The organism is Streptococcus sp. 1449 (genome assembly GCF_013276805.1).
In the GTDB taxonomy this organism is placed as follows: Bacteria; Bacillota; Bacilli; order Lactobacillales; family Streptococcaceae; genus Streptococcus; species Streptococcus pseudopneumoniae.
The window spans coordinates 89,137-110,451 of record NZ_VMLS01000015.1 but is presented as its reverse complement, the minus strand read 5'-3'; the positions used below and the strand labels follow the sequence as shown (position 1 = coordinate 110,451).

General features: G+C 39.7%; 44 protein-coding genes. 5 read left to right on the top strand and 39 right to left on the bottom strand.

Features of this window, described 5'->3' with window-relative positions; all coding sequences use genetic code 11:
- The 34 genes from HT687_RS05080 to HT687_RS04910 form a co-directional block, all read right to left on the bottom strand.
- Complete coding sequence (locus HT687_RS05080) at positions 1 to 213, bottom strand: HeH/LEM domain-containing protein (RefSeq protein ID WP_138704946.1); 213 nt, start codon at positions 211 to 213, stop codon at positions 1 to 3.
- A 5-nt stretch (positions 214 to 218) separates the two neighbouring features.
- Positions 219 to 1,115 carry a phage major capsid protein gene (locus tag HT687_RS05075; RefSeq protein ID WP_138704945.1) on the bottom strand — a complete coding sequence of 299 codons (897 nt, stop codon included), beginning with the start codon at positions 1,113 to 1,115 and terminating at the stop codon, positions 219 to 221.
- Between the two features lie 5 nt (positions 1,116 to 1,120).
- A complete protein-coding gene (locus tag HT687_RS05070) occupies positions 1,121 to 1,585 on the bottom strand; it encodes a DUF4355 domain-containing protein (RefSeq protein WP_138704944.1) in 465 nt (154 codons plus the stop codon).
- 81 nt (positions 1,586 to 1,666) lie between these two features.
- Positions 1,667 to 3,079, bottom strand: coding sequence for a terminase (locus tag HT687_RS05065; protein WP_138704943.1), 1,413 nt, complete (start codon positions 3,077 to 3,079; stop codon positions 1,667 to 1,669).
- 50 nt (positions 3,080 to 3,129) lie between these two features.
- Positions 3,130 to 3,360, bottom strand: coding sequence for a hypothetical protein (locus HT687_RS05060; protein ID WP_050216382.1), 231 nt, complete (start codon positions 3,358 to 3,360; stop codon positions 3,130 to 3,132).
- A 49-nt stretch (positions 3,361 to 3,409) separates the two neighbouring features.
- A complete protein-coding gene (locus tag HT687_RS05055; RefSeq protein WP_166727373.1) occupies positions 3,410 to 3,574 on the bottom strand; it encodes a hypothetical protein in 165 nt (54 codons plus the stop codon).
- A 93-nt stretch (positions 3,575 to 3,667) separates the two neighbouring features.
- A complete protein-coding gene (locus tag HT687_RS05050; RefSeq protein WP_119942444.1) occupies positions 3,668 to 3,895 on the bottom strand; it encodes a hypothetical protein in 228 nt (75 codons plus the stop codon).
- Positions 3,882 to 4,097 carry a hypothetical protein gene (locus HT687_RS05045; protein ID WP_138704942.1) on the bottom strand — a complete coding sequence of 72 codons (216 nt, stop codon included), beginning with the start codon at positions 4,095 to 4,097 and terminating at the stop codon, positions 3,882 to 3,884. Before HT687_RS05045 ends, HT687_RS05050 begins: the two co-directional genes overlap by 14 nt.
- The gene (locus HT687_RS05040; protein WP_172924095.1) at positions 4,097 to 5,311 is read right to left on the bottom strand and encodes a polymorphic toxin type 50 domain-containing protein; all 1,215 of its coding nucleotides are present in this window, start codon (positions 5,309 to 5,311) and stop codon (positions 4,097 to 4,099) included. Before HT687_RS05040 ends, HT687_RS05045 begins: the two co-directional genes overlap by 1 nt.
- Complete coding sequence (locus HT687_RS05035; RefSeq protein ID WP_138704941.1) at positions 5,265 to 6,569, bottom strand: hypothetical protein; 1,305 nt, start codon at positions 6,567 to 6,569, stop codon at positions 5,265 to 5,267. The genes HT687_RS05040 and HT687_RS05035 overlap by 47 nt, the downstream gene beginning before the upstream one ends.
- Positions 6,570 to 6,705: 136 nt before the next feature.
- Positions 6,706 to 7,050: an HNH endonuclease signature motif containing protein gene (locus HT687_RS05030; protein ID WP_001095652.1), complete on the bottom strand. Its 345-nt coding sequence runs from the start codon at positions 7,048 to 7,050 to the stop codon at positions 6,706 to 6,708.
- Between the two features lie 234 nt (positions 7,051 to 7,284).
- A complete protein-coding gene (locus HT687_RS05025; protein WP_000754954.1) occupies positions 7,285 to 7,851 on the bottom strand; it encodes a site-specific integrase in 567 nt (188 codons plus the stop codon).
- Positions 7,852 to 8,140: 289 nt separating this feature from the next.
- Positions 8,141 to 8,569, bottom strand: coding sequence for an ArpU family phage packaging/lysis transcriptional regulator (locus tag HT687_RS05020; RefSeq protein ID WP_001165368.1), 429 nt, complete (start codon positions 8,567 to 8,569; stop codon positions 8,141 to 8,143).
- A gap of 71 nt (positions 8,570 to 8,640) precedes the next feature.
- Positions 8,641 to 8,871, bottom strand: coding sequence for a helix-turn-helix transcriptional regulator (locus HT687_RS05015; protein ID WP_138704940.1), 231 nt, complete (start codon positions 8,869 to 8,871; stop codon positions 8,641 to 8,643).
- On the bottom strand, positions 8,861 to 9,040 hold the full coding sequence (locus HT687_RS05010) for a hypothetical protein (protein WP_138704939.1): 180 nt from the start codon (positions 9,038 to 9,040) through the stop codon (positions 8,861 to 8,863). The genes HT687_RS05015 and HT687_RS05010 overlap by 11 nt, the downstream gene beginning before the upstream one ends.
- Positions 9,033 to 9,269 (bottom strand): DUF3310 domain-containing protein, encoded by a 237-nt coding sequence (locus HT687_RS05005; RefSeq protein WP_001067623.1) that lies wholly within the window; start codon positions 9,267 to 9,269, stop codon positions 9,033 to 9,035. The genes HT687_RS05010 and HT687_RS05005 overlap by 8 nt, the downstream gene beginning before the upstream one ends.
- The gene (locus HT687_RS05000) at positions 9,269 to 9,676 is read right to left on the bottom strand and encodes a YopX family protein (RefSeq protein ID WP_138704938.1); all 408 of its coding nucleotides are present in this window, start codon (positions 9,674 to 9,676) and stop codon (positions 9,269 to 9,271) included. The genes HT687_RS05005 and HT687_RS05000 overlap by 1 nt, the downstream gene beginning before the upstream one ends.
- A 100-nt stretch (positions 9,677 to 9,776) precedes the next feature.
- Complete coding sequence (locus HT687_RS04990; RefSeq protein WP_100103978.1) at positions 9,777 to 10,064, bottom strand: hypothetical protein; 288 nt, start codon at positions 10,062 to 10,064, stop codon at positions 9,777 to 9,779.
- Positions 10,064 to 10,549, bottom strand: coding sequence for a DUF1642 domain-containing protein (locus HT687_RS04985; RefSeq protein WP_001021761.1), 486 nt, complete (start codon positions 10,547 to 10,549; stop codon positions 10,064 to 10,066). Before HT687_RS04985 ends, HT687_RS04990 begins: the two co-directional genes overlap by 1 nt.
- A gap of 1 nt (position 10,550) precedes the next feature.
- Positions 10,551 to 10,868 carry a hypothetical protein gene (locus HT687_RS04980; protein ID WP_000969625.1) on the bottom strand — a complete coding sequence of 106 codons (318 nt, stop codon included), beginning with the start codon at positions 10,866 to 10,868 and terminating at the stop codon, positions 10,551 to 10,553.
- Entirely contained in the window at positions 10,840 to 11,172 is a 333-nt protein-coding gene (locus HT687_RS04975; RefSeq protein ID WP_023937066.1) for a hypothetical protein, read from the bottom strand. The genes HT687_RS04980 and HT687_RS04975 overlap by 29 nt, the downstream gene beginning before the upstream one ends.
- Entirely contained in the window at positions 11,162 to 11,353 is a 192-nt protein-coding gene (locus tag HT687_RS04970) for a hypothetical protein (protein ID WP_001105094.1), read from the bottom strand. Before HT687_RS04970 ends, HT687_RS04975 begins: the two co-directional genes overlap by 11 nt.
- Positions 11,340 to 11,507 carry a hypothetical protein gene (locus HT687_RS04965; RefSeq protein WP_000233205.1) on the bottom strand — a complete coding sequence of 56 codons (168 nt, stop codon included), beginning with the start codon at positions 11,505 to 11,507 and terminating at the stop codon, positions 11,340 to 11,342. Before HT687_RS04965 ends, HT687_RS04970 begins: the two co-directional genes overlap by 14 nt.
- Positions 11,508 to 11,522: 15 nt before the next feature.
- Positions 11,523 to 11,918, bottom strand: coding sequence for a single-stranded DNA-binding protein (gene ssb / locus HT687_RS04960; RefSeq protein ID WP_000609557.1), 396 nt, complete (start codon positions 11,916 to 11,918; stop codon positions 11,523 to 11,525).
- Between the two features lie 98 nt (positions 11,919 to 12,016).
- A complete protein-coding gene (locus HT687_RS04955) occupies positions 12,017 to 12,232 on the bottom strand; it encodes a hypothetical protein (RefSeq protein ID WP_050261588.1) in 216 nt (71 codons plus the stop codon).
- Positions 12,233 to 12,241: 9 nt separating this feature from the next.
- Positions 12,242 to 12,703, bottom strand: coding sequence for a methyltransferase domain-containing protein (locus tag HT687_RS04950; RefSeq protein WP_023937069.1), 462 nt, complete (start codon positions 12,701 to 12,703; stop codon positions 12,242 to 12,244).
- Complete coding sequence (locus HT687_RS04945) at positions 12,703 to 12,897, bottom strand: hypothetical protein (RefSeq protein ID WP_023937071.1); 195 nt, start codon at positions 12,895 to 12,897, stop codon at positions 12,703 to 12,705. Before HT687_RS04945 ends, HT687_RS04950 begins: the two co-directional genes overlap by 1 nt.
- 14 nt (positions 12,898 to 12,911) lie before the next feature.
- Complete coding sequence (locus tag HT687_RS04940; protein WP_000228206.1) at positions 12,912 to 13,682, bottom strand: ATP-binding protein; 771 nt, start codon at positions 13,680 to 13,682, stop codon at positions 12,912 to 12,914.
- Positions 13,676 to 13,834, bottom strand: a complete 159-nt coding sequence (locus HT687_RS04935) for a hypothetical protein (protein WP_166728327.1) — start codon at positions 13,832 to 13,834, stop codon at positions 13,676 to 13,678. The genes HT687_RS04940 and HT687_RS04935 overlap by 7 nt, the downstream gene beginning before the upstream one ends.
- Entirely contained in the window at positions 13,822 to 14,631 is an 810-nt protein-coding gene (locus HT687_RS04930) for a phage replisome organizer N-terminal domain-containing protein (RefSeq protein ID WP_054388386.1), read from the bottom strand. The genes HT687_RS04935 and HT687_RS04930 overlap by 13 nt, the downstream gene beginning before the upstream one ends.
- A complete protein-coding gene (locus HT687_RS04925) occupies positions 14,624 to 14,920 on the bottom strand; it encodes a hypothetical protein (protein WP_000391808.1) in 297 nt (98 codons plus the stop codon). The genes HT687_RS04930 and HT687_RS04925 overlap by 8 nt, the downstream gene beginning before the upstream one ends.
- A 15-nt stretch (positions 14,921 to 14,935) precedes the next feature.
- Entirely contained in the window at positions 14,936 to 15,256 is a 321-nt protein-coding gene (locus HT687_RS04920) for a hypothetical protein (RefSeq protein ID WP_138704925.1), read from the bottom strand.
- A gap of 12 nt (positions 15,257 to 15,268) precedes the next feature.
- Positions 15,269 to 15,559, bottom strand: a complete 291-nt coding sequence (locus HT687_RS04915; protein ID WP_000398533.1) for a hypothetical protein — start codon at positions 15,557 to 15,559, stop codon at positions 15,269 to 15,271.
- Between the two features lie 97 nt (positions 15,560 to 15,656).
- Complete coding sequence (locus tag HT687_RS04910) at positions 15,657 to 15,800, bottom strand: hypothetical protein (RefSeq protein ID WP_166736997.1); 144 nt, start codon at positions 15,798 to 15,800, stop codon at positions 15,657 to 15,659.
- A 117-nt stretch (positions 15,801 to 15,917) separates the two neighbouring features.
- On the opposite strand from HT687_RS04910, the gene HT687_RS04905 reads away from it, so the two are divergent.
- Entirely contained in the window at positions 15,918 to 16,142 is a 225-nt protein-coding gene (locus HT687_RS04905; RefSeq protein ID WP_000040988.1) for a hypothetical protein, read from the top strand.
- Between the two features lie 218 nt (positions 16,143 to 16,360).
- On the opposite strand, the gene HT687_RS04900 is transcribed toward HT687_RS04905, so the two are convergent.
- Entirely contained in the window at positions 16,361 to 17,071 is a 711-nt protein-coding gene (locus HT687_RS04900; RefSeq protein ID WP_001002355.1) for an ORF6C domain-containing protein, read from the bottom strand.
- Positions 17,072 to 17,189: 118 nt separating this feature from the next.
- Here HT687_RS04900 and HT687_RS04895 point away from each other — a divergent pair, with 118 nt between their 5' ends.
- Positions 17,190 to 17,720 carry a hypothetical protein gene (locus HT687_RS04895; RefSeq protein ID WP_001135684.1) on the top strand — a complete coding sequence of 177 codons (531 nt, stop codon included), beginning with the start codon at positions 17,190 to 17,192 and terminating at the stop codon, positions 17,718 to 17,720.
- A gap of 25 nt (positions 17,721 to 17,745) precedes the next feature.
- On the opposite strand, the gene HT687_RS04890 is transcribed toward HT687_RS04895, so the two are convergent.
- The 4 genes from HT687_RS04890 to HT687_RS04875 form a co-directional block, all read right to left on the bottom strand.
- Entirely contained in the window at positions 17,746 to 17,886 is a 141-nt protein-coding gene (locus HT687_RS04890; protein WP_000993373.1) for a hypothetical protein, read from the bottom strand.
- An 11-nt stretch (positions 17,887 to 17,897) separates the two neighbouring features.
- On the bottom strand, positions 17,898 to 18,095 hold the full coding sequence (locus tag HT687_RS04885) for a hypothetical protein (protein WP_001057654.1): 198 nt from the start codon (positions 18,093 to 18,095) through the stop codon (positions 17,898 to 17,900).
- A gap of 11 nt (positions 18,096 to 18,106) precedes the next feature.
- A complete protein-coding gene (locus HT687_RS04880; protein ID WP_000274132.1) occupies positions 18,107 to 18,292 on the bottom strand; it encodes a helix-turn-helix transcriptional regulator in 186 nt (61 codons plus the stop codon).
- 138 nt (positions 18,293 to 18,430) lie between these two features.
- Complete coding sequence (locus HT687_RS04875) at positions 18,431 to 18,661, bottom strand: hypothetical protein (RefSeq protein ID WP_023938094.1); 231 nt, start codon at positions 18,659 to 18,661, stop codon at positions 18,431 to 18,433.
- Between the two features lie 455 nt (positions 18,662 to 19,116).
- On the opposite strand from HT687_RS04875, the gene HT687_RS04870 reads away from it, so the two are divergent.
- The 3 genes from HT687_RS04870 to HT687_RS04860 are packed head-to-tail and all read left to right on the top strand — an operon-like array spanning position 19,117 to position 21,185.
- Entirely contained in the window at positions 19,117 to 19,932 is an 816-nt protein-coding gene (locus HT687_RS04870; RefSeq protein ID WP_138704924.1) for an XRE family transcriptional regulator, read from the top strand.
- Between the two features lie 7 nt (positions 19,933 to 19,939).
- Entirely contained in the window at positions 19,940 to 20,404 is a 465-nt protein-coding gene (locus HT687_RS04865; RefSeq protein ID WP_031233729.1) for a hypothetical protein, read from the top strand.
- A complete protein-coding gene (locus tag HT687_RS04860) occupies positions 20,397 to 21,185 on the top strand; it encodes a DUF1828 domain-containing protein (protein WP_023937089.1) in 789 nt (262 codons plus the stop codon). The genes HT687_RS04865 and HT687_RS04860 overlap by 8 nt, the downstream gene beginning before the upstream one ends.
- The last annotated feature ends 130 nt before the right edge of the window (positions 21,186 to 21,315 follow it).

Genomic DNA, 21,315 nt, shown 5'->3' with positions numbered 1-21,315 from the left:
TTACCCTTTATGACTCTTATAAAGGCTGAGTAGCTCTGACTTCTTGGCATTCTTTTCATAGTGAATACCCAGCTCATCTAAACTAGATTTTAACTCAACGACAGTCAGATGTTCTTCCTCAATCACTTGCTTTTCCACAGGCACCCAATCTCCGCCAAGAACACTCTCAGCGGAGATAATCACGCCCGTTTTCGTATCACGGTATAAAGCCATAAAACTTACGCTTTCACACGCGCAAAGGCATCTTCATCAAGGATACCCCAGCCAATAAAGGCTTCCGCACGCAAACAGATTTCATTGTAGGCTTTAAGGTCACGGCCTGCACCATCTGGATCCCCGTATTCAATGATTTCCATCGGAATATTTTCAGCATAGCCCCATTTGAAGCGGTTTTGAAAATCCCCTACAATAGCATGGTCTGTCTCGGCACTACCACCAGTTACAGTAAGGTTCTTGTTGATATCTGATTTCATGCCGTAGAACGAATCTGGATTTTGACCAAAACGGAACTCAGGATATTGAACGACATCCTTTACTTTAACTTTCGCCAATGCTTGACCTGCTATTGGTGACAAGGCAATACCTGTTACCTCGCAACCGCGGGCAATAACTTGTTGTACTGCATCTTCAATATTTTCATCGATTTTAGTTTCATCATACGTCACGACACTTCCACTAATCACACCATCAAATGAGTTGGTTGCACGGAAAGTTGCATCTGTCATGGATTTTGGTTCCAAACCATGAAGAGCAGCAAGGTCAAAGGCTTCCGCAATCTTCTTAGCAAAACCGTCCATATAAGCTGACAAGAAATTCATTTGCTTTTCTTCTGAAGCATACTTGAACTCATCTGTAATGCGAGCCTGATAAACAAATTTAAGCGGTTTGATAACTTTTGAAGTCAACTTCGCTTTATTTCCAAGTTTTTGTTCGCCCTCACCAACGATTTGAGCATTTCCTTCAAGGTTGAAGATAAATTGCTCCACTCCATTGAATGGAATTGGGGTTTGTGCTGACAATTTAGCCAGTACAGATTTCCCCTGCACCTTACTAATCAATTGCTTTACTACTTCTGGTTTAAAAAGTGTTCCAGCTTTCATTGCATTATCTGCCATAAATTCTATTCTCCTTTTGGTTGTAATTCACGAAGCATCTGCTTCATTTGCACAGTTTTGTCATCACCGATAGGGGGCTCAGTATCTCTTAGCGGTGCTTGAGGTGTTGCTGGACGCATAAAGCCAGCTAGACGCTCAGCGTCAGCCTTTAATGCCTCTTCGTCAGCACCTTGAAGACGGTCAGCTAAGTCATAAGGCAAGCCATTTTGTAAAGCGATACGAGTCCGCAAGCTAGCAGTTTCATAATTGCTCACTTGCCCCTGCAATTCAGTGATTTGAGCGTCTGATTCGGCGATTGTCTGTTTTGTTTCCTCAACAGTAGCTTTCAAAGCGCCATTTTCAGACTCTAGTTCAGAAACACGTTTTTTTAGATCATCATAATCACCGAATTTTTCACGCTCACGTCTGATACGTTCCTTCACGATGTTATCTAGCTCTTCCTGTGTTTCAATCGTTTTAAATTCAGACATCTTCATGTCTCCTTTCTCCTGCTTTCCCGGCAGTTCGGTAATTTTTAGGCATCAAAAAAAGCAGTCTCTCAACTGCTCCTCTTAATAACTGATTTTTTGCTTTTTCTTAGGCTTAGTTGTCACACAAGCCCAATGCGCAAGCAAGGCGCTATCCATCAAAGAAATATCCATATCCTCAAAATGCGAGCGATAGCCAAACCCACCGTTTGAACCGATGTTCCGCTTCTCACAGTTGGTTGTAATTTTCTTCAAAGACGGTTGACCAGCATGGCACAAGGTCTTTTGATAAATCCCCTGTTCCCACATCGAGTTAGCCACGATGATTTCCTTGACCGTAGGCAATATCACGCTCTTCATGCGTTCCTTCTTCAACTCTTCATCAAGGATTTTCTGACCACTTGCTCCATCGACTACGATAGTAGCCACATCGGCACGCTTGACAAAATCCAAGATCCAGTCATTCCCGTTACGGACTGACTGACAGTCAATTGTCTCAACGAAAATCCGTTCATCTACCGTACGAACAGCAATACTTAATGCCACGTTTGCGCCATCTTGACCATATTTGACTCCGACAAACAACTTACCTGATAAATCAGGCATAGAGTCCACACACAACTCATTCCATTCCGTTTCCGAAATAGCAGATTTCTGGTTGTATTCAGGCCAATAACCCAAACGCTGAACATTATGGTCTAGCTTATCATCACCAAGCTCAGCTTCTATCTTCCGCTCATTCAAATGGCAACCCATAGAGGGATTGGAATTATACCAGGCTTCGACATCATCAATCTCTTTTTCTTCAGAGACCGACCATTCTGCCCAACCTGAGTATTTTCCTCTCCCAAATAGGCAAGTCTTACGGTAGTTTGTGAATACCGTCCCATTTGAAACAGGTGTAGGAGGTGTCCCACACATGATTGTAATCGGATTGCTACTATCCGTTACCGTATATTTCAACGCCGACTCCTGCTCAGTCGTATATTCCTGAGCCTCATCGATTACAAGAAGGTCAAAACCTTCCCCCAAACCACCATTGGATGTTCTGGTACGGAATTGTACAATCCCACCACCGTCAAACAGTTCAATCCTCTCTTGTCCCTTGGCTCGTATAGAGCTAAAGTGTTCACCGTCCACATACCCCATTTTCTCAAGGTAACGTTTCACCTTTTCAAAAGAAGAATGAGAGGTAGATATTCTATGGGCCGTGTGTAGGATGTTTAGTCCATTATGCAGGCCCCAAAGTTCAAAAAGGTACAAGAGTTCGGATTTCCCATTACGACGAGGAATAGAGTAGCCAAATTTTTGATGCACCCACAAACCATTCTTATCAACCGCCATGATAGAGGTCAACAAATTGACTTGCCAAGCGTAGCAAGAAAGACCCGTCCGCTCGTAGATTTCTACCGCTTCTTTCGCCTTAGAATTTTTCTTGACGTACTTTAAAATTACCGATTGAGTAGGATTCTGATTGCCAAGTTTCTTTCTAGCCATCCACTGCTCCTTTCAATCGTACCGCATGATAACCCTATCGCTGGGATGATTTAATTGATTACGTTCAAAATATAGTTTTTAGCAACATCAAGCATTCCTAATGCCTGCAAACTGCTATCCCAGCTATAGCCAAGATTTATCTCACCATCTTTATCCAAAGAAACTACCAATACCGAAGTATAGTCATGACTAGCCTCAAGATTTTCCTCCAAAATTTCTTTCACAGAAGCACCACGCTCCAGACTAGACTTTTTCTCTGAAAAATCAATCGTGTTTCCCATTGTTACTCCTTTCTGAGCATAATAAAAGCACTTAGAATTTTCTAAGTGCTTAACCCCAAGCGAAAGATTTCTCGTTTGGTAATTCTCCTCTATCCAACATCTGCTTCACTGCTCCACGAGCCTTGTTCGCATAGTAAGGATAACCTAGTTCTTTATCATAATTCGACTCAATGACAACTGTAACTTCACCAGTGCGCTCATCAATCTCAATCATACCTGGGTCACGGTTTTCAGGAATATACCAATAACCCTTACTTTTTGAATTGAAAATTTTAATAAGTTTAAGAATTATAGGTCTCCTTTCTGCTTAATACCAAGCAACTTGCCCTGATTCTTTCAAGCTGCCGTCTGCATTTTTTAGATTTATGATGCATTTTGACACATAATCAAAACCATATCTTGGGGGATCATTTCGCTTTACCTCACGGGTAGAAGGATTAAATTCAAATATCTCCCTTCTACTTACATCACCTTCAGGAAAGACCTCGTAACGGTAAAAACCATTCACAACTTCAATCAAATTAAATTTTAACATTATTCTTCCTTAATTCTATTGACTTGATTTCGGATTCATTGAATCCAACATATGGATGTTTATCGGTCCTTATCGTAATTTCATCATAGAGTTCATCTTCTGTATCTTGTTTTCCAGTAAAAGTATTACAATGACCTTCAAGAATTTGATCATCAACAAAAGTAACTCGAATATCTTTTCCTAAATATTGTTCTAAATTCATTACTGATCTCCTTTCTTAGGTACAATGTGAGTTCTCTTTTCAGAATGATGGATTTTAATAGATGTCACTTCTGAGCCATCTGAACCATTGATTCCGATTGGGTAACCTAACTCTATTATCTCTTTGTTCGTTCTTCTTCCGTGTCTGTCAAGCTCAATACGACCAGTTCCGTGATGTTTATTAAACAATTCCTGAACATCAACTGAATCATAGATATAAGATTTCCCTGCTTTATGTGTTGATTCCATATGCGGCAACTGCTTTTCAGGGTTTATTTTTTTACCCCATTCCCCCGTTTGGATTTTCTGGTAAATAAATACTTTATCTTTCAGTTGCTCATATTCTTTAACATCATTATACTTTAATTCTCTAAATTTAGCTACTGATTTAGGAGCATTTTTGCGACCTAATACCTTAACAATACTTCTGTACTCTCTCTTGTCGTCCGCTGCAAAGTTATCTTTGATATCAATGAGTTGTTGTTTACAACGCTCTTTTTCATTGCTTGCTTCCTTGATTATTTTCTTAGACCATGCATTTTGTTGTTTACCATTCTTAGGATGGTAATCTATTGTACATCTACAACGTTGATGTCTTCTATAAAATCCTGATGGCTCTGTGCCGTAAAGATATTTACCAACTAGCGATTGACACCAATCACAGCAATGCCCAGTTGAATTACGCTCAATAGTCGGATGCAATCCCACTTTATGATGGAACTCCGCATTTTTTCGAATGCTATCATCCACAATGCTCTGACTAAAATTTACAATCGGATCATCAAGCAACCATTTTACATCATCAAAACTTTCCTCACTTGCTAAACGATTAACCAGACCATCAATTCGGTCTTGATTAAGTTCAGGAACCTGAGCAGTTAACCCGATTTTAGCCTCAGAGTTCAAATTCTTCTGAATTTGCTCAGTATAATCACTCACAAGCTCATGATTTCGCCCCAGAACGTCCGTCAGCACACGTTGAGCGATATTGTAATACATTTTACCGTCTGGTAGCGTTTCGTTCGTTAGAGAAGCTCCCAGAGCCTTAGAAAGTATCTCCCCAATTTCAATAGCATATTGATTAGCATCCAAATAACTTGCCTTGCTATGATGCAGTTTAGACAGTAAGTCTTTCAAAACCTCGCTGTCTAGCCTAGCACCTTCAAACTCAGACTTGATTTTCTTGAGCAGGCTCGGAACGATATCCTCCACCATCTGCACCCTCCTTCACTACTGGAGCAGGCTTGTCTGACCCCTTAATTCCAGTCAAGTCACGGATGGTTTCAGCATCCATATAACCAGGCACCGCTTGATTCAGTTTGATAACACCATCACCAATCAAGGTCAGCATGTTAGCGTCCGCCTCAAACAAAGGCTCCCACTTCACGACCGTTTTATTGAACTGTTTCCTCAGATACGGAAACTCATCACGTAAACAAGTAGCCACATAAGCCACATTCAGCAAACCAGAGCCTAGAGAGCGCTGAGCCTTCCGACCAGCTAATCGCAAGTTCTCATGACTAGCCTTGATAGCTTCAACAGATGATGGATTGTCAGATACAAAGCCAAGATCATCTAAGGTCAAGCCCATCTCCCCAGCAAAGCCAGCAGCCGCAGTCCGTAACTGCTCAGTAAAGGGAGACATGCTGGATGTGGTGAATTGACCCACGTTCGGCTTGTCCCCTTCATCATCTTTCGTAAAGGTCAACAAGCTGGACACAGTCGCTTTCCAAGTATCAATCGCCTCAGCATCTTGACTCAATCCCAACACATACTTCTGAGGGAATGAATAGAACTCAGCAGTCACATCCGACCGCTCAAGCGTTCGTTTAGCATATCTCTGATAGTACATCCCAGCTCTAGTAATTCGTGACCGACCAAACGGACGGACAGCATCAGGTCTATGAATGACTGGCACCAGCAAAGGAACCCCAGTTGGATTTCCGATTGCAAACGGCTTACCATCTTTCGGATAGAACCAAGTCACATCACTAGTGAAGTAAGCCTCAAGCACGGCATAACCATTGTCATCCCGTTTCAAAACGGCATAGCCCTCTGTCAGCAAGCCAGTGATAGGATCCAGAACACCAGTCGCGTTGCTTGCCTCAATAACCTGCAACCGAGGAGCATCATCATCGTCTCCTTGCGAGATGTAGACAAAACAACACGACCCAATCAATGCTGAAAGGATCGCGCTATCAAAGAATACATCTGGATTGTTCTGAGCAAAGATTTCATTCGCTCCAAATTCGTCATTGGCAAACTCACGAAAGACCAAACGATCTGCTAGACTGTCAACACCCTTAGCAGCCCAGCCTAAGACCGCCCGATATTGTTGCCTGATTTGAGGTGGTATCGTAATACCAACATCTATCTCATTGTGTTGCATAGCATACTGATTGTATCTAGTGTCTACACCCATTTTGTAATTGGCTAGCTTCTTCCTGAGATAGCCCATACCTTTCAATGTCATTTTATACAACTACCTTTCATTTCCCGCGAGAAAATATGTACAGTGACGGTGTGAAGCCCTGAAGCACCGAGGGGGAGGGGGTCATCCCCCCACCTTGGCAGGAACACTCGTCCTTTTTTTAATCACGTTTATTTTTTTAACCCTTATACTTAAACCAATCTGTACTTTGTGGTAAGTTCCTATTACCAATGACCTTTGTTCCGTTTGTCTTCTCATCAGCATATAGCTTGTCAGACTTCTGTCTATTGCATTGCCAATGCGCCAACTGCAAGTTAGCAATGTCAGATGGATGTCCGTTCTTATTTACTGGAACGATGTGATCAATGACTGGACTTAATGGATGAGGATATCTCAGGTCTTTGTCTACAGGCTGGCCACATATCCCACAAGTGTTTCTTGTCTTTAAGATAATCTTCTTATTCTTCTCAAAGGCTACTCTATGGGGTCCACTACGGTCCGCTCGGAGGGGGTTGGTATTCATCTAGGGAGGGAGTCCTTTCTTTTTAAGGGAGGGGGTTGGTATTCTCAAATGTACCCCCTCGGTATCTTTCAAAGCAGGGGTGTTTTTAGTGCACCCACCCCCTCTTGTATTTAACATATCTTATATTCTGTTAAATAAAATTAAACAACTTCAAAGTCAAGAGTATCAAGGCTTCTACCATATTTTTCTAAAAACTAATTTACATTTTCTCATTATGTAAAATAGATAGGCTATTTAGTAATCAAATGATAGTATACTCTGGTCAAGTTCGTCTTGACTATAACCGATATATCCTAGTGTGATGTCTGGTGTGGAATGATTGAATATCTTTTGTAGGATAGCTACATTACTATTCTTTTTGTAATGATGATATCCAAATGTCTTCCTCATCGAATGAGTTCCTATATGATTCAAACCTACATATTTAGCTGCATCTTGAAGTATTTGATAGACTGCTACTCTTCCAATGTGTGTGATACGAACACCATCTGTTCTCTTTTTCTTTTTACTTGGAAAGAGATAGTCGTACTCTGCTAACTGATTATCTTTAATGTATCGATTGATTTCTTTTCTGAGAGGGGGGCTGATTGGAAAATACCTTATCTTACCAGTCTTCTTCTCTTTTAGTTCAATCCTATCAGCAATTACTTGCTTGACTTGAAGAGGTACTATGTCGCTCACTCTTAAACCAGAGTAGATTCCAAACATGAATAAAACATAGTTTCTATCACTTTTGTTTTTCAAGTAATCTTTGATTCGTTCTATATCGTCTAAATCACGAATTGGTTCTACTTTCTTCATGTACCTCTCCTTTCCTACATAAAAAGCCACTGGTCGTGGCATTGAATATGACAGTAGCTGGAATTGAACCAACTGGTCTAGCAGTAAAACGCACGCTTGGTAAAAGTTTCAAGGAGACCCAAACAACCTGCTAACCTGTCCTTACTGTCTAAGAGGCCGAAACCTCTGTATTTTTAGGAGTCCTCATGACTGTTCGTTACCCAATCATTGGATAATACTATTTTAGCACCTTTTTTCGTTCCAATTCTCCCAAGATTTTCCCAGATTTTTCCCAAGATTTTCCCAGAAATCACTTGTAAACCAAAAGGTTGCTTGCTTGATAGGACTCCGCAAACTCTAATAGAGCTTTGTTCAATATCCGATAATACTCACTAGATGAGTAGCCTAGTTCTGAATAAATACTGTAGTCTTCCCTCCTCTTTTTCCTGCAATATCGTTCGATTAGGATACGTGTGTATTCCATATCGGAAAGATTGTTGATTGCTTTAGCGATTAGTTCTAGGTCCTGCTGAGCTGATACTCTACGCAAGACCATGCTTTCTACCTGCTTGCTTGTCTGACCACTTGATGACCTTGGCTCAAGTGAATAGGATATTGTTATTTTGGGGGCGTATTCTTCTCCAGCTATCCGTCTCAGACGACTGTATTTTTTGAGTACTTTGATAGCTTCCTTTCTGGTTTTCTTTTCATCGATGATATCCAATAACTCTATTTGCACACGAACTCCTCCTCATGATATAATAGTTATGCGAAACTATAACACGGGAAGTCAGCTGTGCTGGCTTTTTTTCATGCCCTACTCCCGAGAATAATATCAGCAGGAAAAGCAAAGTAAGTACAGATATCTTCTACATTATAGATATTCGGTACACTTCCCCCCTTCTCCCATTGAGCAATCAGGTAGCGACTATAGCCTAGTTTAGCTGCTAACTTTTCTTGTGACAACTTCCTTTCCTTACGTTTTTGCTTTAGCAAGAAAGCAAACCTACTTGCTTGTCTTGGATTTAATTTATCCTTCATCATCCACCTCAATCTTTACGACAGCTCTACCATTTGGATTGCGTCTTTGGGTGGATGCAAAAGTGTAATACTTCAACATCCTTTCAGCAATTCCTGTTTCTTTGCTGATTTCCGCAAGCGTTCCTATCGTCACGAACGTTTCACCTTGATATAATGCGTACTCATTCATGCTCCATCTCCTCGATAAGCCAGTCAAGGTTCTTTCTGGCTTTCTTCAGGTCTTCAAGGCCGTTTTTCTTTTGAAACCGTAACATATACTTGATTGCGTTGCCCCAAAAGAAAGCAGACGCTCCGAAAAGATTCCCAACGAAGTTATGCACAACATCGATAGCCTCAAGACCGTTTGCACCCTGGTAGTGGCTTGGTTTATTTATATTGTCAATTATTTCTGGGTTCATTATTTATCCTCCAAAAGCTCTGGATTTTCATAGACGTTTCCGATGATTTCCTCGTCTTCAGTCCACGCATACCCACTTAGCAATCCCTTTAGATATATGGAAGGCATTCCGCCTATGAATGTGCCACCGTATTCTTTTTCTAAATATACTTCATGGAGACATCCTCTTGTACATTTAACGATGTCACCGATGAATACCTCCTTGCCGTTCTTGTCTCTGAGTCCTGTTGATTGTCCTAATGTTGCTGGATTTACAGGACACCAAGAACCTATAGTAATGTATTGTTCATTGGCTTCTACCACTTCGCTGATAATAAATGCTCTTCCTCTATCTTCAATTAAATGTCCGTATTGCCATTCTCCTTTGCTTTTTTCGTCAATGGATAACCCTCTAAATTTCGGTATCATGCCAAATCCTCCTCTTTGACAAACGAGCCATCAATCCAGCGACCTTTTCGGTCTTTGTTTTCACGGTCAATAAACCATTGTTTGACTTTCTCTATTTCCATCACTCCACCTCCTCAAAATAACTATGAAATTTACTTAAATTGACAATAGCGACCTCTTCAACAAAATGCTTTTCAATGTCAAAGTCTGGGTCATTTTTACTAAACTCTTTCTTTATCGCTTTTTCGGCCAGCGAAGGTAAAGCGAATATGCTTGCTCCGTTTTTTAGGGCCAGCGCTTGACCGTGTTTATTTACTATTCGATAACCAACATCAAACGGTCTAATTTCCATTGGGATTTTTATGCGTTTACTTTGATTCTTCATTCCTTCTTCAAGCGTTTGTATCATCACTCCACCTCCTCAATCTCAATCCCTGGGCAATCGAACACCCAGCCGAAACCAGCTTCTTCAAGTTCTTTGCGGGTGAATTTATAATTTCCAGTAATTATATTTTGGTTAAAATAAAGAACCTTCCCTGATTGCGTTTTAGTCAAAGGTTGCCCATTATTCAGACTAACAATATACCGCTTCTCTTCCTCGACCTCGTAGCCGTCAAGCCATGCACGAGCAACTAAATCAAATGGTCTTTCTTGCATAAACCATTTCCTAACTTCATCGTTCGTGAAATCAAATTCGAATAATTCTGCCACGTCTTTACAAGCTTTTCTAGCTTCCTCAATCCATTCAGCCACAAACTGCGGAACTTTGACTGATTTTTGTTCGTCTAGTTGTTTCAAGTCTCTTAGAACGGTTTTTAGAATAGTTTTTCCGCTAACAATACCTACAACACATTCAACCGCTTCGTACTTCTTAATCAATGCCTTAATATTCATCTTAGTTTCCTCCATAAATCAAATAAACTGCAATAACTACCTGAGACATGCCTGGTGAATAGCCAATCCAATCATCAAACTCCTTAGATTTTGGCAACCAACCCTTAGTAGCTCCCAAATCATAGTCGGTAGGCTTTTCATCAGCGAAGATGCATTCCATCGCTCCCATAAACGTCATACCATCTTCTGCCATTTCCCAAAAATAGTCCGCCCGGTCTTTCACCGCTTGTGGTAAATCTTGCTTGGGAGGTTGCGGCTTCCCGTCTTCTACCGTCCAGTTGTATACTTCATTAACTTTTTGCTTTAAATCTTCCATCATCTTCCAACTCCTCATTATATTTTTCTACCAATTCATGCAACCACGACCAACGTTCGGTTTCTTCAACGATTGGGTCAACTTCCCTTTCTTGCAACCAAGCTGAGAAATTAACCACATTATCAATGTAGATTGTGTCGTAATCGCCCCAATCCCAAACAGTTAAATAAATTTCTGTTTCAGTTCCATTTTCATCTTCAACCGTTATTGAACCATTTTCAACCCACGCTGTACCAAAACACAATTCGCAAGTGCCAGTCTGTTCTTCTTGAAAATCTGAATGGTATTCTGTCACTTTATATTTCATCTTCCAACTCCTCCACTTTTTTCCTCAATTCTTTATTCTTTTTCTTCAACAAATCGCGCTCCAGCGCTCTAATCCGTCTCTTGCGTGCATCGCACGGTTTCGAATACTCGATTATCTTCTCTTCATTTTGCTCAATTGTGCGTTTCAGTCCTTCGATTACTACCTGTTTATCGTAATTCATCGTCTAAAAATCTTTCAATAGCTTCTCTATAGGAGACTTCCGCCATACCGTCTAAGTCGTTCAGGGCTTCAATATAGTCTGGACGCCCTTGCCCATACTGCTTTTTCAAAAACTCAACAAAGAGATGAATTTCCTGATAGGTTACTCCAACCATATTTCTTACCTCCCACTAAAACGGAAAATCATCTTCCTCAAGGGCGTATCCTGGCATTTGTTCCTCAATATTCGAACGGTTAGCAGTATCATCACGCTTTTCAAGTCGCTCAAAACCATCTGCGACCACCTCAGTCAGATAGACCCTGCGCCCCTCCTGATTCTCATAGTTCCTTGTCTGGATGCGACCCGTCACACCGACCAGATTACCCTTCTTGCACCATTCTGCGAATAGCTCCGCCTGCTTACGCCACATCATACAGTTGATGAAGTCCGCCTCTCGCTCGCCGTTGGCTCCCTTGAAGTTCCGATTGACTGCAAGAGTAAAGGTAGCGACTGCCACATTCGACGGTGTATATTTCAATTCAGGGTCTTTCGTCAAGCGCCCCACTAACGTAACATTATTGATCATCTTTCTTGTCCTTTCTTGCTGCACGTTCTCCGATTAAGTAGCCGAGAAATAGCCATAGAATAGCCATGCCAAATTCTTTAATAAGTTCAATCATTTTCTTATCCTCCTGAAAAAGTTGCTAAATAGTAACAATCCTTCGCACCATAGTCAAACCGTGTCGTCCGCTGACCAATGTGCTTCTGAAACCTTGGCTGAGTGATAGCCGAGAAAGCCCACTGATGATCTTCCATTTGCTCAATGAGATCATCGACATTGTCAAACATCCCAAGGTAAAACTTGCAGTGCCCGTTGTAGACGAAGTAAAGATTTAGCATCAATACCTCCTAAAATTTCATAAAAGCCATCCAGTGAGTTGTCCCACGCTGTTGCCCAAAAAGTGGTTGTTGTGGGACTAATTCCAAAATTTCCTTAACATTTACTTGAGCATCAGACCACTTGAAAATAAGTGTTCCTCCTGTTTTCAAAACCCTAAAACATTCTTCAAAACCTTGTTGTAAATCTAATCTCCAAGTCAACAAGTCTAGTTGTCCATATTGCGCACGCATGAATGATTTCTGGCCAGCCCATAAAAGGTGTGGTGGATCAAATACAACAAGGTTGAATGTTTCATCATCAAATGGCATATCTCGAAAATCTGCAACAATGTCTGGCTTAACATTGATTTTCTTTTTGTGAATCTCAAATTCCTCTTCACGTCTATCCATGTATGTTGTGTGTGGTTCATTTTTATCAAACCAAAACATTCGAGAGCCACAGCAAGCATCTAGTATTCTGATATCTTTCATCACTCCACCTCAACAGGGTAAAAGTTCCCAAAGGAACCCCTCAAAGCCTTTCCAACCTGTACGGCTACCCCACGAGAAACAAACCGCATGGCTTTCTTCTCCTCAGAATATGAAATGTCCAAGCCGGTCACTCCGATAACCACGGATCTCAGAAAGGGCTTATCCTCTCTTGTTCCATGTCTTAAAATAAACATCAGCCACCTCCATTCTAAAAATAGTGCTTCCGCTTGTTTGTCAAGTCGTTGAAAACCATCAAATGGTCTTTATCCACACCCTTCATCAGTCTGGACATAAAGGGTCTGCCATATCTTTTCTGAATATCAGCAGAAATCAAATTGGTGGTAATAATTGTATTTGAACGCTTATTCAGGATATTGTAGAGAATAGTAAACGACCACTCACTATCCTTTTCCATGCCCAAATCATCCAAGACCAAGAACTTAGCACTGGCAATTTTATTGACCAGAAACTCTTCCTGACTAAAATCAGCTTTAATCTTCATCAACAAGTCCGTCACATTGATAAAAATCGCAATCTCTTTCGTGTACTCAGATAGAGCCTTAACCATCGCAAAGGCCAAATGGCTCTTACCAGTTCCAGCTTCTCCTTGTAACACGATGTTGTTCCTAGCCCCCTCAGACCACTCACGACAAATCCTCTTTGCAAAAGCTAGCTTTTCTGCTTCTTTTTCAGTGGGTGTCTCAAAGTTGTCCAAAGTCGCATTTTTCAAAACCTCATCATAAAGAGAAAACTTCTCAAGATAGTATTTCCTCTCTCGCTCATTCTCAGCGTCGGCCAGTTCATTCACTCTTGCTTGATTCTCCTCATGGATCCGCTCAGATTCACACATGCGGCATACAACACTCTCAGTCCGCAATATCTTTATCAAAGGAATGTTATGCTTTTCGCAAAACTCATCTTGTTGTTCTGTATTCCTGTGATAAGATAAGGCAATCTCCTCAAACACATTGTCTACCATGACAGACGACCTCCACATTTATGCCAGCTAGCCATTTCAGACAAGCAGGCAACCACTTGATGAATTGGTTGGTTGGCTAAAAGAGTTTTCTTCTCGTAGCTTAACGGATAATAGTCAATCTCGAATTGTTCAATTAGTTCTAGTACCCCCATTCGTCCTTGGCCTCCTGTTCTTCTTTCTTATCCTTGTTCTTCTTTTCCGATTGACGAACCTGTTCAACAGTGGTAACATTGTTCATCTGCCAATTTCTTAAAATCCCACCAATATATTTGATGTTCGGCTTTCCTGAGTTAATAGCAGTCTTCAGTGCTTCCTTTACCAAATTCACATCATTCTCATTTAGTAGATGGTTGATTTCTTCAATTTCAAATCCAGATAAGAGTCTACGAAACTCAGATTGAAAAAGTTCTAAAATATTTTCTTGACCACCACTACTATTAGTAGTAGTTATTCTTTTCTTATTCTTATCTTTATCTAATCTATTCTTATTCTTATCTTTATCTTCTTCTAGTGCGTTACCGTCCGTTACTGTAACGTTACCTGTAACGTTACCAAGAGCAAGATTTTTCTGTTTTTTACGGTATTTGGCTACACGGTTGCGTGTCTGTTCCTTTATTTTCTCCATTCCGTCAACGTTTTGATGTTTTTCCCAATTTGGCAAGCTAATAATACCATCGATAATCTCAATCATCCCAAACTGTTCAAAAACTCCAATAGCCATTCTTACTGTATTCAATGGTCTACGAAAAATAGTAGCTAACATTTCATCTGTATAGTGAACCTTATCAGTCATCATCAACAAACCATTACTGTTATGTTTTCCAGCAAGTGTCAAAATCTTGAACCATATCACTAAGATGGCATCAGGATCAGGCAAGGCATCAATCAGGCAAATCTTTTCATCGTCAAAAATATCGGTTGTGATTTTTATCCACTTAATTTCAGACATACCTAGCACCCCACTTCCTACGGTTAGCGCGATACTTCATTCGCATATCCTCATAGATGTACCTGCCTTCCAGCTCCATTTTTTCAATCTTTAGCAGCTTATTTTTAAGCTCCACATCACGATAGTCCTTAGCTAGTTTTTTATAGTCTGTTAGGTATTCTTTGACTAGTAATAGATTTTTATAATCGTTTTCCCATGTCGTAATAAAATGTCTTGAAGTTGATTCCCTTCCTTCCAGTTCTTTAACAATCATAATCAGGTTATCCAGCGATTCAATCAATTCTTCCATTTCCTGACCTCATCATTACAAAAGTCTGATTGCAGACTGTTTAGGTTCTGGCAAAGCTAACGGCTCAGGACGCAAGCCTACAGGCGGTTCGTTGTCATATGTGAATCCTTTGAACTCTCTACGGATATTCTTGCGAATTTCTTGCCATTTGTCCTCTCTACCACGTTCATATGCATGATTACGCACTTGGATAATCATAGACGCAAATTCTTGCTCTTCTCGTCTCTCTTCTTCCTCTCGTTTTTCTTGCAGTTTGATATGACGATAAGCCCCTGCAAATCCAATCAGCAAGGCTCCAACACCCATCAACTGGTCTAAAATCGGTGGTTCAAACATTTTTCTCTCTCCTTATGCTCTTAATTTTCGTACTTCTTTCTCTAATTCCAAAATCTCATAAACATCATTAATATCGTACATAATATATTTCCCTTGCTTACGAAATCTCAATCCTTTACGTTCTAACTTCTTAATATAGCTATGAGTGAAGCCAAACTTCTCCATCAAAGCCTGTTGATTGATTGGCATGCGATCATTCTCTAACTGCTCCTTGACCTGCTTTTCAGCAAAAGCCAATAATTGATTTGTGAACAATTCAGCACTTTCGCCGTCTAATCGTAATTGTAACGTTATACCTTCCATTTTCTACATCCTCTCAACTATGCGGGCAAGCATTTTTGTGATATAATGGTTTAAATTGTTTTAGTATGCGCCTGATTGCCGTTAGGTGCTTTTTTGTTTAAAAAGTTTTACTTTCCATCGCCCTGAGTTCTATCTCATGGCTGACTTGTCTAAATAGCTTCTCACATGCTATCTTAGCTTCTCTGTACGTTGTAGATTCACTGATGAAGTAATCAGCAAGTTCGATGATTTTGTCTTCCATTCAACCTCCTACATCGGTCTTGAGACTGATGTAATATCCTCCTAAATTGCTATAATACTCTTGACTAGGACCTCTCACCGTTTTAGTCAAAAATTTAACAGAAAGGAGGTTCAAAAAATGAGTAAGCTTAGCCATAAGCCAAACCACGTTGTTAAGAAACTAACCTGGGAAAATCTCGATAATATTCTATTATCTAATTTTTCAGAGTCGACTACTGATAAACCTAGCGCAGTAATTCAGTTATCTGATTTTGAAATGTCTAAAACTGAAATTATCGAAGAAGCAACTGCTCAAGGTTATCAAGTTATCGATAATTCTGATGGTTACTTAAAGTTTCTATAACGAATTTTAAAGATGATATATTTGTACGATTTACATCAATATCTCTTTTTAACTTAGCAATCTGATGGTTACTTAAAGTTTCTATAACGAATTTTAAAGATGATATATTTGTACGATTTACATCAATATCTCTTTTTAACTTAGCAATCTGTCTATCAGATTGCTTTTTTCTTTTCCCACTATACGGATATCGTCTTGGTCTCATTTTCTTTCCCTCCCTACGCTTGACTAAATGCGTTCAGTTCCATGATTTTCATCTTGGTATTGGTGCTTGGCTCCCACGTCATCCAGTAAGCTAGAGCGGCATCCGCATGCTTCTTGGGTAGCAAGTCATAGCGACTAATGTTGAAGTGGTCTTTAAAGTCAATCTCAGCTTGTCTAAATACCGACTGAGCAAAAATCTTATCCGCATAAGCTGGGCTATCAATGCCACCCAGGCAAGCCACAACCCTAGCCTTACGCTTCTTCAGGAGCGACTGAGCATAGCTTGGATGAATCGGTTGCTCACTCTTGAGGTAGTCAATATCCTCCAGCATGGTCGTCTGTTGCTCACGCAATTTCTTCTGGCCAGTGAAGAGAGCGATAAAAGCATCCTCGTCCAAATCCTCGCGAATAAATCCGCCCTGCTTACGAATAGCTGGCAAGACCTCTGATGTCACCCAGCGCTTGAACTCCTTAGCTTGAGGCAACTTGCTGGATAAGATAAGAGAGTAGAGACCAGATTCGTTGATGATCAACATATCCTGTGTTCCACCACTAGTAGGGATGCCCTGTTTTAGGGCGTCCTCTTCATCAACGTGAAGAGCAATCGCATTTCTAGCCTTGCTATATCCTAGGATGTCTGCAACATCTTTCCCAACGAACCACGGCTCGTCATCAATTGTCAAAGTACGGACTTCCTGCCCGTGAAAATTAAAAATTTCGTTCATAATATTCCTTTCTAAATTCGGTATTTGGTAGTAAATTTTTTGATAGGTTGCTCATATCTCTTTCCTTCCTATTCTTCTCCCCTTTTTGCTATAATAAAAGCAGAAAGGAAGTGATCTAATGCCACAAATCACCAATGATAATGTCCAGATTTGGACACTCTATATCACAGTAATAATTGCAGTTATCGGTTTTGTTTTTAATACCATTTCACTCTGGCAAACAAAGAAAGCTACAGAGGATATGGCAAAGCCTTATATTAATGTTTATGTAGATGTCTATGCAGTTAAAAATCAACAACGTACCTTTGTTTTTAAAAACTTTGGCCAAACTCCAGCATATATAGATAATATTCAGATAGATGGCGAATTGGATCCATTGAATTCTGTACACCGCTTCAACTCACTTATCGGAAATATGATTGCCCCAGGACAAAAATTTACATCATCAATAGACCCAGATTATAAAGGTCGAATTACACTGACAATTACTTACTCCGATAGCAAGAAACACAAATATATAAACAAGTTTGTACTTGATGCTACATTGGCATCTGCAATGTTCTACACTGTAAACGAGAGCAATAAAAGCGATTCTCCAGCTACAGCTATCAGACAATCGACCATGGCTCTATTACGCGATCTACGATAGAACCATCTCCGAGCGATTTTACAGTTCAAACATCACGTAAGAATTCAATTTTTATCTCAACAGTTTCATCGTCAAGTGTATTGGCGATGATTTTATTTTTTGCGTCAATCGCTTCGTTCAAGTCTTTACAAGTTAATTCATAAAATACATTTACATTTGCATTCATCTCTTCCCCTCCTACTCCAGCACCTTACTGCCGACTACCAATCGTTTAACGACAACGTCCATCTCCTTAAATTCAGCATTCTCTGCACAGTAGCGGACGCTCTCGCTGATGATGTGACAAATAGATACGCCGTATTCGTTCGCCAGCTCCGTAGCGATCTCCCAGGCATCTTTGTCAATCCGTGTTACTTTTTGCGCTGCGTTGTTCATAGTATCCCCTCCTACAACATATCTTCTACCCTACACCCTAGCGCCTTGGCAATGACCACCGCCTGCGACAGCGTCACTGCCTTCAGGTCGTTCTCGATCCGTGACAAGGTTGTGTAGTCTATCAAGGTTCGCTTGGCAAGCTCACGCAAGCCCAGCTTTTGAGCCGTTCTCAGCTCCCTCATTTTCGCTCCATACATCGACTTCTTCCTTTCTACTAATAGGTCTTTTCAAAACTGTTGGTACTTGTCAACAGTTTTGATAGAATTAATTCTATCGATTTTGAAAAAGTTTGACCTTCTTGACTTTTGTTTATTTTATCTCTTTTTGAGATATTTTTAACTGAAGAATAAGTCAGTTTCACTCATTCCGAATTTATTAGCAATAATTGCCATTTCATAATCCTGAAAAGGAAACTGACCTTTTTCTTTAAGTTCATACTGACGACGATTTTTTAACCCAATCAAGTCCGCCATGTATAACGTAGTAAGCTCTCTTTTTCTACGTTCTTCCCTTAATCGAATTTTAGGAAGAAGAAACTGAGAACGTATTTTCTCTTTATTTGTCAACAATAATTCTCCTCTCTTTATATAAGCCAAGTAATAATGATAACTAGAATAGTTAAGGCAATCAAAGACCAAGTGATAAATTTAGCAGTTTTGTTTTGCATTTTTTCTACCTTGTGCTATAATGAAATTACACAATAGTGGTTGGGGCTTTCGCCCCTTCCACTCTCTTCCTAGAAGAGTTTTGATATAAGATTTACCAGTGCAGAGATTAGATTGATGAGGGCTATTATCAAACCGATCTTGACTTCATTGGTAAGTCTTTTCTTTTTGTGCTTTTTCATTTAGTCCATCCTTTCTGTTGTTTTCCTTGTCTTAAGATTGCCTTTCTCAACCTTACAAGACTATTATATCTCATTTTGAGATATAAGTCAATGATTTTTTATCACTTTTTGAGATTTTTTTATTTATTTTTTTATCTCATTGTGATATATTATAGGTAGAGAAAGGAAATGTTTATGAATATACTAGGTAATTCTATTAAAGAAATCAGAAAATCTAAGAAAATGACACAAAACGAATTGTCACAGTTGACTGGTTTTAAACAAAATACTATATCCAATCATGAGAACGGCAAACGACAATTAGACGAAACAGATATTAGAATTTATGCTGCTGCTCTCGAAGTTGAGCCACAACAACTATTTAGTCTTTCTAAAGTTACCACCCCCACAGCGTCCCCAGATTTGCTCACACAGCAGATAACGGACAAGGTGGTACAATTAACCCCAGATAATAAAAAAATCGTCCTACGGACTTCTGAGGAGCTTCTGGAGAGACAAAAAGCAAACGGCGAGATGTACACAGAGCAAAACGAAGAAGAAACGAAGATAAACGAAGAAGAAGCGAAGAAAAACGAAGTGTCGGAAGTTATCAGCTTGTATCAAGTTGAGGTTGTATCTGAGACGGCAGCGGCTTCTGGATTTAACTATGGATTTGGGTACGACGATACAGACAGAGAGACTATAGAGGTTGACGAGCAACCACCACATCACGATATTGCGACTAAGGTCAGCGGAGACTCCATGCAGCCTGACTACCAAGACGGAGACATTCTCTATTTAGTAGACAAAGGACTGACCACCTACAACGGAGACCTAGCAGTTATCGCATACGGAGACCGTTCTTACTTTAAGAAGATCTATACCGAAAACGGACGCTTACGCCTCGTATCACTCAATGACAAGTACGAAGACATCATCCTAGACTTCCCACCAGCCGAAGACACACACATCAAGATCTATGCAGTAGTCGGGGTGTATAGAGGGGAATAAGGAAAAAATGAATTACAACGACTTAAATGATCAGCAGGTACAAGAATTAATTAACAAACTGAAGTACCCCAAAAACGAACTTTCTTTTAATGAAATCCATACTACAATCTCGTCTTTATTTGGTAAAATAGATATAGACGAAGCTATTATTGATGATGATGACATTCAATATATACTTCACATATACAGAGGAAGGATGAATCCTGAGCGCTACAGCATTCATATTAGATTTAAAAATTCCCATAATCATTTAGTTAGGGTAGACATTAATCCATCTAATAGACATGTGAATCCTGATGACTCAATTGTAGAGGGGAATCACATTCATATATACTCCAATCACTACGATAAAAAGGATAGAGTTGCTATCCCGCTTGAAGATTCTGACTTCCCTAATTTAACTCACATTGTGGACGTATTTTCTGAATTCATCAAATATACACATATCAAGACGGAGGCTGATGATGAATAACTCAAATACACTAAAAAATATATATTTTGATTGGTTATTAAAAGAGTATAAGTTCAATGATCTAGAGAAAAATATAGTAGAAATTAGAACACCGTTTTTAGATAATGATTTTGATCATATCATCCTATATGCTGAGTTTTTATCAGATGGTAGGGTCACACTCACAGATGACGGATGGACCATTAACAATTTAAAAAGTCACGGCGTTAGTTTCTCAAATCGTTCAACATACAAAAATAACTTACTAAATACAATCGTAAACAATTTAGGTACGAGAGCTGAAAATGGAGAGTTGTTTATCACAACCAGCCTCGAAAAATTCCCACTTGCAAAGCAACGGTTGCTCCAAACTATTATGCAGGTGAATGATATGATAGTCTTACGAGATACAACAATTAAAAATGTTTTCCATGACGAAATAGAAAACACCTTAGTACAGAGAGAGGTTCTTTTTACAAGAAGGCCGTCTTATTCAGGTAAAGAGGGGATAACTGTGCAATTTGACTTCGCAATTCCCACAATCAAAAAAGAAAGACTTGTAAGGACTATTTCAAACGGAAATGATCTCAACAGGGCTAAATTACTCGCAATGGATACACGTATTTTACAGAACCATAAAGATAACGTTGAATATATTGCTGTAGTCGACGATATACACCATAGATTTGATAAAGTGGCAGAAACCCAAGCGGTATTTAACGAAAATAGCAAAGATAAAATAATATTGTTATCTCATAAAGATATCTTAGAAAATTCTCTTTTATTATCAAATGTGATATAAAAAATCCCCGCACTCGGCAATAGTCCCCCATATCCAAGAAGTCTATTGTGCAAAATTGATATTTTTTGAAAATTATATTACAATACAGCTATCAGGAGTTTAGCTCCATAAAGTTTAGGTTTGGATTTTA

Excerpts from the sequence above, each read along its gene's own strand:
- HT687_RS04885 (WP_001057654.1), bottom strand. The coding sequence starts at position 18,095 with ATGAACAACGCAGCGCAAAAAGTAACACGGATTGACAAAGATGCCTGG.
- HT687_RS04925 (WP_000391808.1), bottom strand. The coding sequence starts at position 14,920 with ATGGAAGAATTGATTGAATCGCTGGATAACCTGATTATGATTGTTAAA.
- HT687_RS05010 (WP_138704939.1), bottom strand. The coding sequence starts at position 9,040 with ATGAATGAGTACGCATTATATCAAGGTGAAACGTTCGTGACGATAGGA.
- ssb (WP_000609557.1), bottom strand. The coding sequence starts at position 11,918 with ATGATCAATAATGTTACGTTAGTGGGGCGCTTGACGAAAGACCCTGAA.
- HT687_RS04865 (WP_031233729.1), top strand. The coding sequence starts at position 19,940 with ATGAATTACAACGACTTAAATGATCAGCAGGTACAAGAATTAATTAAC.
- HT687_RS05065 (WP_138704943.1), bottom strand. The coding sequence starts at position 3,079 with ATGGCTAGAAAGAAACTTGGCAATCAGAATCCTACTCAATCGGTAATT.
- HT687_RS05070 (WP_138704944.1), bottom strand. The coding sequence starts at position 1,585 with ATGTCTGAATTTAAAACGATTGAAACACAGGAAGAGCTAGATAACATC.
- HT687_RS04895 (WP_001135684.1), top strand. The coding sequence starts at position 17,190 with ATGCCACAAATCACCAATGATAATGTCCAGATTTGGACACTCTATATC.
- HT687_RS04900 (WP_001002355.1), bottom strand. The coding sequence starts at position 17,071 with ATGAACGAAATTTTTAATTTTCACGGGCAGGAAGTCCGTACTTTGACA.
- HT687_RS05015 (WP_138704940.1), bottom strand. The coding sequence starts at position 8,871 with ATGAAGGATAAATTAAATCCAAGACAAGCAAGTAGGTTTGCTTTCTTG.
- HT687_RS05000 (WP_138704938.1), bottom strand. The coding sequence starts at position 9,676 with ATGATACCGAAATTTAGAGGGTTATCCATTGACGAAAAAAGCAAAGGA.
- HT687_RS04870 (WP_138704924.1), top strand. The coding sequence starts at position 19,117 with ATGAATATACTAGGTAATTCTATTAAAGAAATCAGAAAATCTAAGAAA.
- HT687_RS05055 (WP_166727373.1), bottom strand. The coding sequence starts at position 3,574 with ATGATTGAGATTGATGAGCGCACTGGTGAAGTTACAGTTGTCATTGAG.
- HT687_RS05060 (WP_050216382.1), bottom strand. The coding sequence starts at position 3,360 with ATGGGAAACACGATTGATTTTTCAGAGAAAAAGTCTAGTCTGGAGCGT.
- HT687_RS05080 (WP_138704946.1), bottom strand. The coding sequence starts at position 213 with ATGGCTTTATACCGTGATACGAAAACGGGCGTGATTATCTCCGCTGAG.
- HT687_RS04880 (WP_000274132.1), bottom strand. The coding sequence starts at position 18,292 with ATGTATGGAGCGAAAATGAGGGAGCTGAGAACGGCTCAAAAGCTGGGC.
- HT687_RS05005 (WP_001067623.1), bottom strand. The coding sequence starts at position 9,269 with ATGAACCCAGAAATAATTGACAATATAAATAAACCAAGCCACTACCAG.
- HT687_RS04860 (WP_023937089.1), top strand. The coding sequence starts at position 20,397 with ATGAATAACTCAAATACACTAAAAAATATATATTTTGATTGGTTATTA.
- HT687_RS04930 (WP_054388386.1), bottom strand. The coding sequence starts at position 14,631 with ATGTCTGAAATTAAGTGGATAAAAATCACAACCGATATTTTTGACGAT.
- HT687_RS04935 (WP_166728327.1), bottom strand. The coding sequence starts at position 13,834 with ATGGGGGTACTAGAACTAATTGAACAATTCGAGATTGACTATTATCCG.
- HT687_RS05075 (WP_138704945.1), bottom strand. The coding sequence starts at position 1,115 with ATGGCAGATAATGCAATGAAAGCTGGAACACTTTTTAAACCAGAAGTA.
- HT687_RS04945 (WP_023937071.1), bottom strand. The coding sequence starts at position 12,897 with ATGTTTATTTTAAGACATGGAACAAGAGAGGATAAGCCCTTTCTGAGA.
- HT687_RS04905 (WP_000040988.1), top strand. The coding sequence starts at position 15,918 with ATGAGTAAGCTTAGCCATAAGCCAAACCACGTTGTTAAGAAACTAACC.
- HT687_RS04915 (WP_000398533.1), bottom strand. The coding sequence starts at position 15,559 with ATGGAAGGTATAACGTTACAATTACGATTAGACGGCGAAAGTGCTGAA.
- HT687_RS04920 (WP_138704925.1), bottom strand. The coding sequence starts at position 15,256 with ATGTTTGAACCACCGATTTTAGACCAGTTGATGGGTGTTGGAGCCTTG.
- HT687_RS05030 (WP_001095652.1), bottom strand. The coding sequence starts at position 7,050 with ATGAATACCAACCCCCTCCGAGCGGACCGTAGTGGACCCCATAGAGTA.
- HT687_RS04980 (WP_000969625.1), bottom strand. The coding sequence starts at position 10,868 with ATGATGGAAGATTTAAAGCAAAAAGTTAATGAAGTATACAACTGGACG.
- HT687_RS04975 (WP_023937066.1), bottom strand. The coding sequence starts at position 11,172 with ATGAAATATAAAGTGACAGAATACCATTCAGATTTTCAAGAAGAACAG.
- HT687_RS05035 (WP_138704941.1), bottom strand. The coding sequence starts at position 6,569 with ATGACATTGAAAGGTATGGGCTATCTCAGGAAGAAGCTAGCCAATTAC.
- HT687_RS05045 (WP_138704942.1), bottom strand. The coding sequence starts at position 4,097 with ATGAATTTAGAACAATATTTAGGAAAAGATATTCGAGTTACTTTTGTT.
- HT687_RS04990 (WP_100103978.1), bottom strand. The coding sequence starts at position 10,064 with ATGATACAAACGCTTGAAGAAGGAATGAAGAATCAAAGTAAACGCATA.
- HT687_RS04890 (WP_000993373.1), bottom strand. The coding sequence starts at position 17,886 with ATGAATGCAAATGTAAATGTATTTTATGAATTAACTTGTAAAGACTTG.
- HT687_RS04965 (WP_000233205.1), bottom strand. The coding sequence starts at position 11,507 with ATGGTTGGAGTAACCTATCAGGAAATTCATCTCTTTGTTGAGTTTTTG.
- HT687_RS04970 (WP_001105094.1), bottom strand. The coding sequence starts at position 11,353 with ATGAATTACGATAAACAGGTAGTAATCGAAGGACTGAAACGCACAATT.
- HT687_RS04940 (WP_000228206.1), bottom strand. The coding sequence starts at position 13,682 with ATGGTAGACAATGTGTTTGAGGAGATTGCCTTATCTTATCACAGGAAT.
- HT687_RS05040 (WP_172924095.1), bottom strand. The coding sequence starts at position 5,311 with ATGGTGGAGGATATCGTTCCGAGCCTGCTCAAGAAAATCAAGTCTGAG.
- HT687_RS04955 (WP_050261588.1), bottom strand. The coding sequence starts at position 12,232 with ATGCTAAATCTTTACTTCGTCTACAACGGGCACTGCAAGTTTTACCTT.
- HT687_RS04910 (WP_166736997.1), bottom strand. The coding sequence starts at position 15,800 with ATGGAAGACAAAATCATCGAACTTGCTGATTACTTCATCAGTGAATCT.
- HT687_RS05050 (WP_119942444.1), bottom strand. The coding sequence starts at position 3,895 with ATGTTAAAATTTAATTTGATTGAAGTTGTGAATGGTTTTTACCGTTAC.
- HT687_RS04985 (WP_001021761.1), bottom strand. The coding sequence starts at position 10,549 with ATGAATATTAAGGCATTGATTAAGAAGTACGAAGCGGTTGAATGTGTT.
- HT687_RS04950 (WP_023937069.1), bottom strand. The coding sequence starts at position 12,703 with ATGAAAGATATCAGAATACTAGATGCTTGCTGTGGCTCTCGAATGTTT.
- HT687_RS05025 (WP_000754954.1), bottom strand. The coding sequence starts at position 7,851 with ATGAAGAAAGTAGAACCAATTCGTGATTTAGACGATATAGAACGAATC.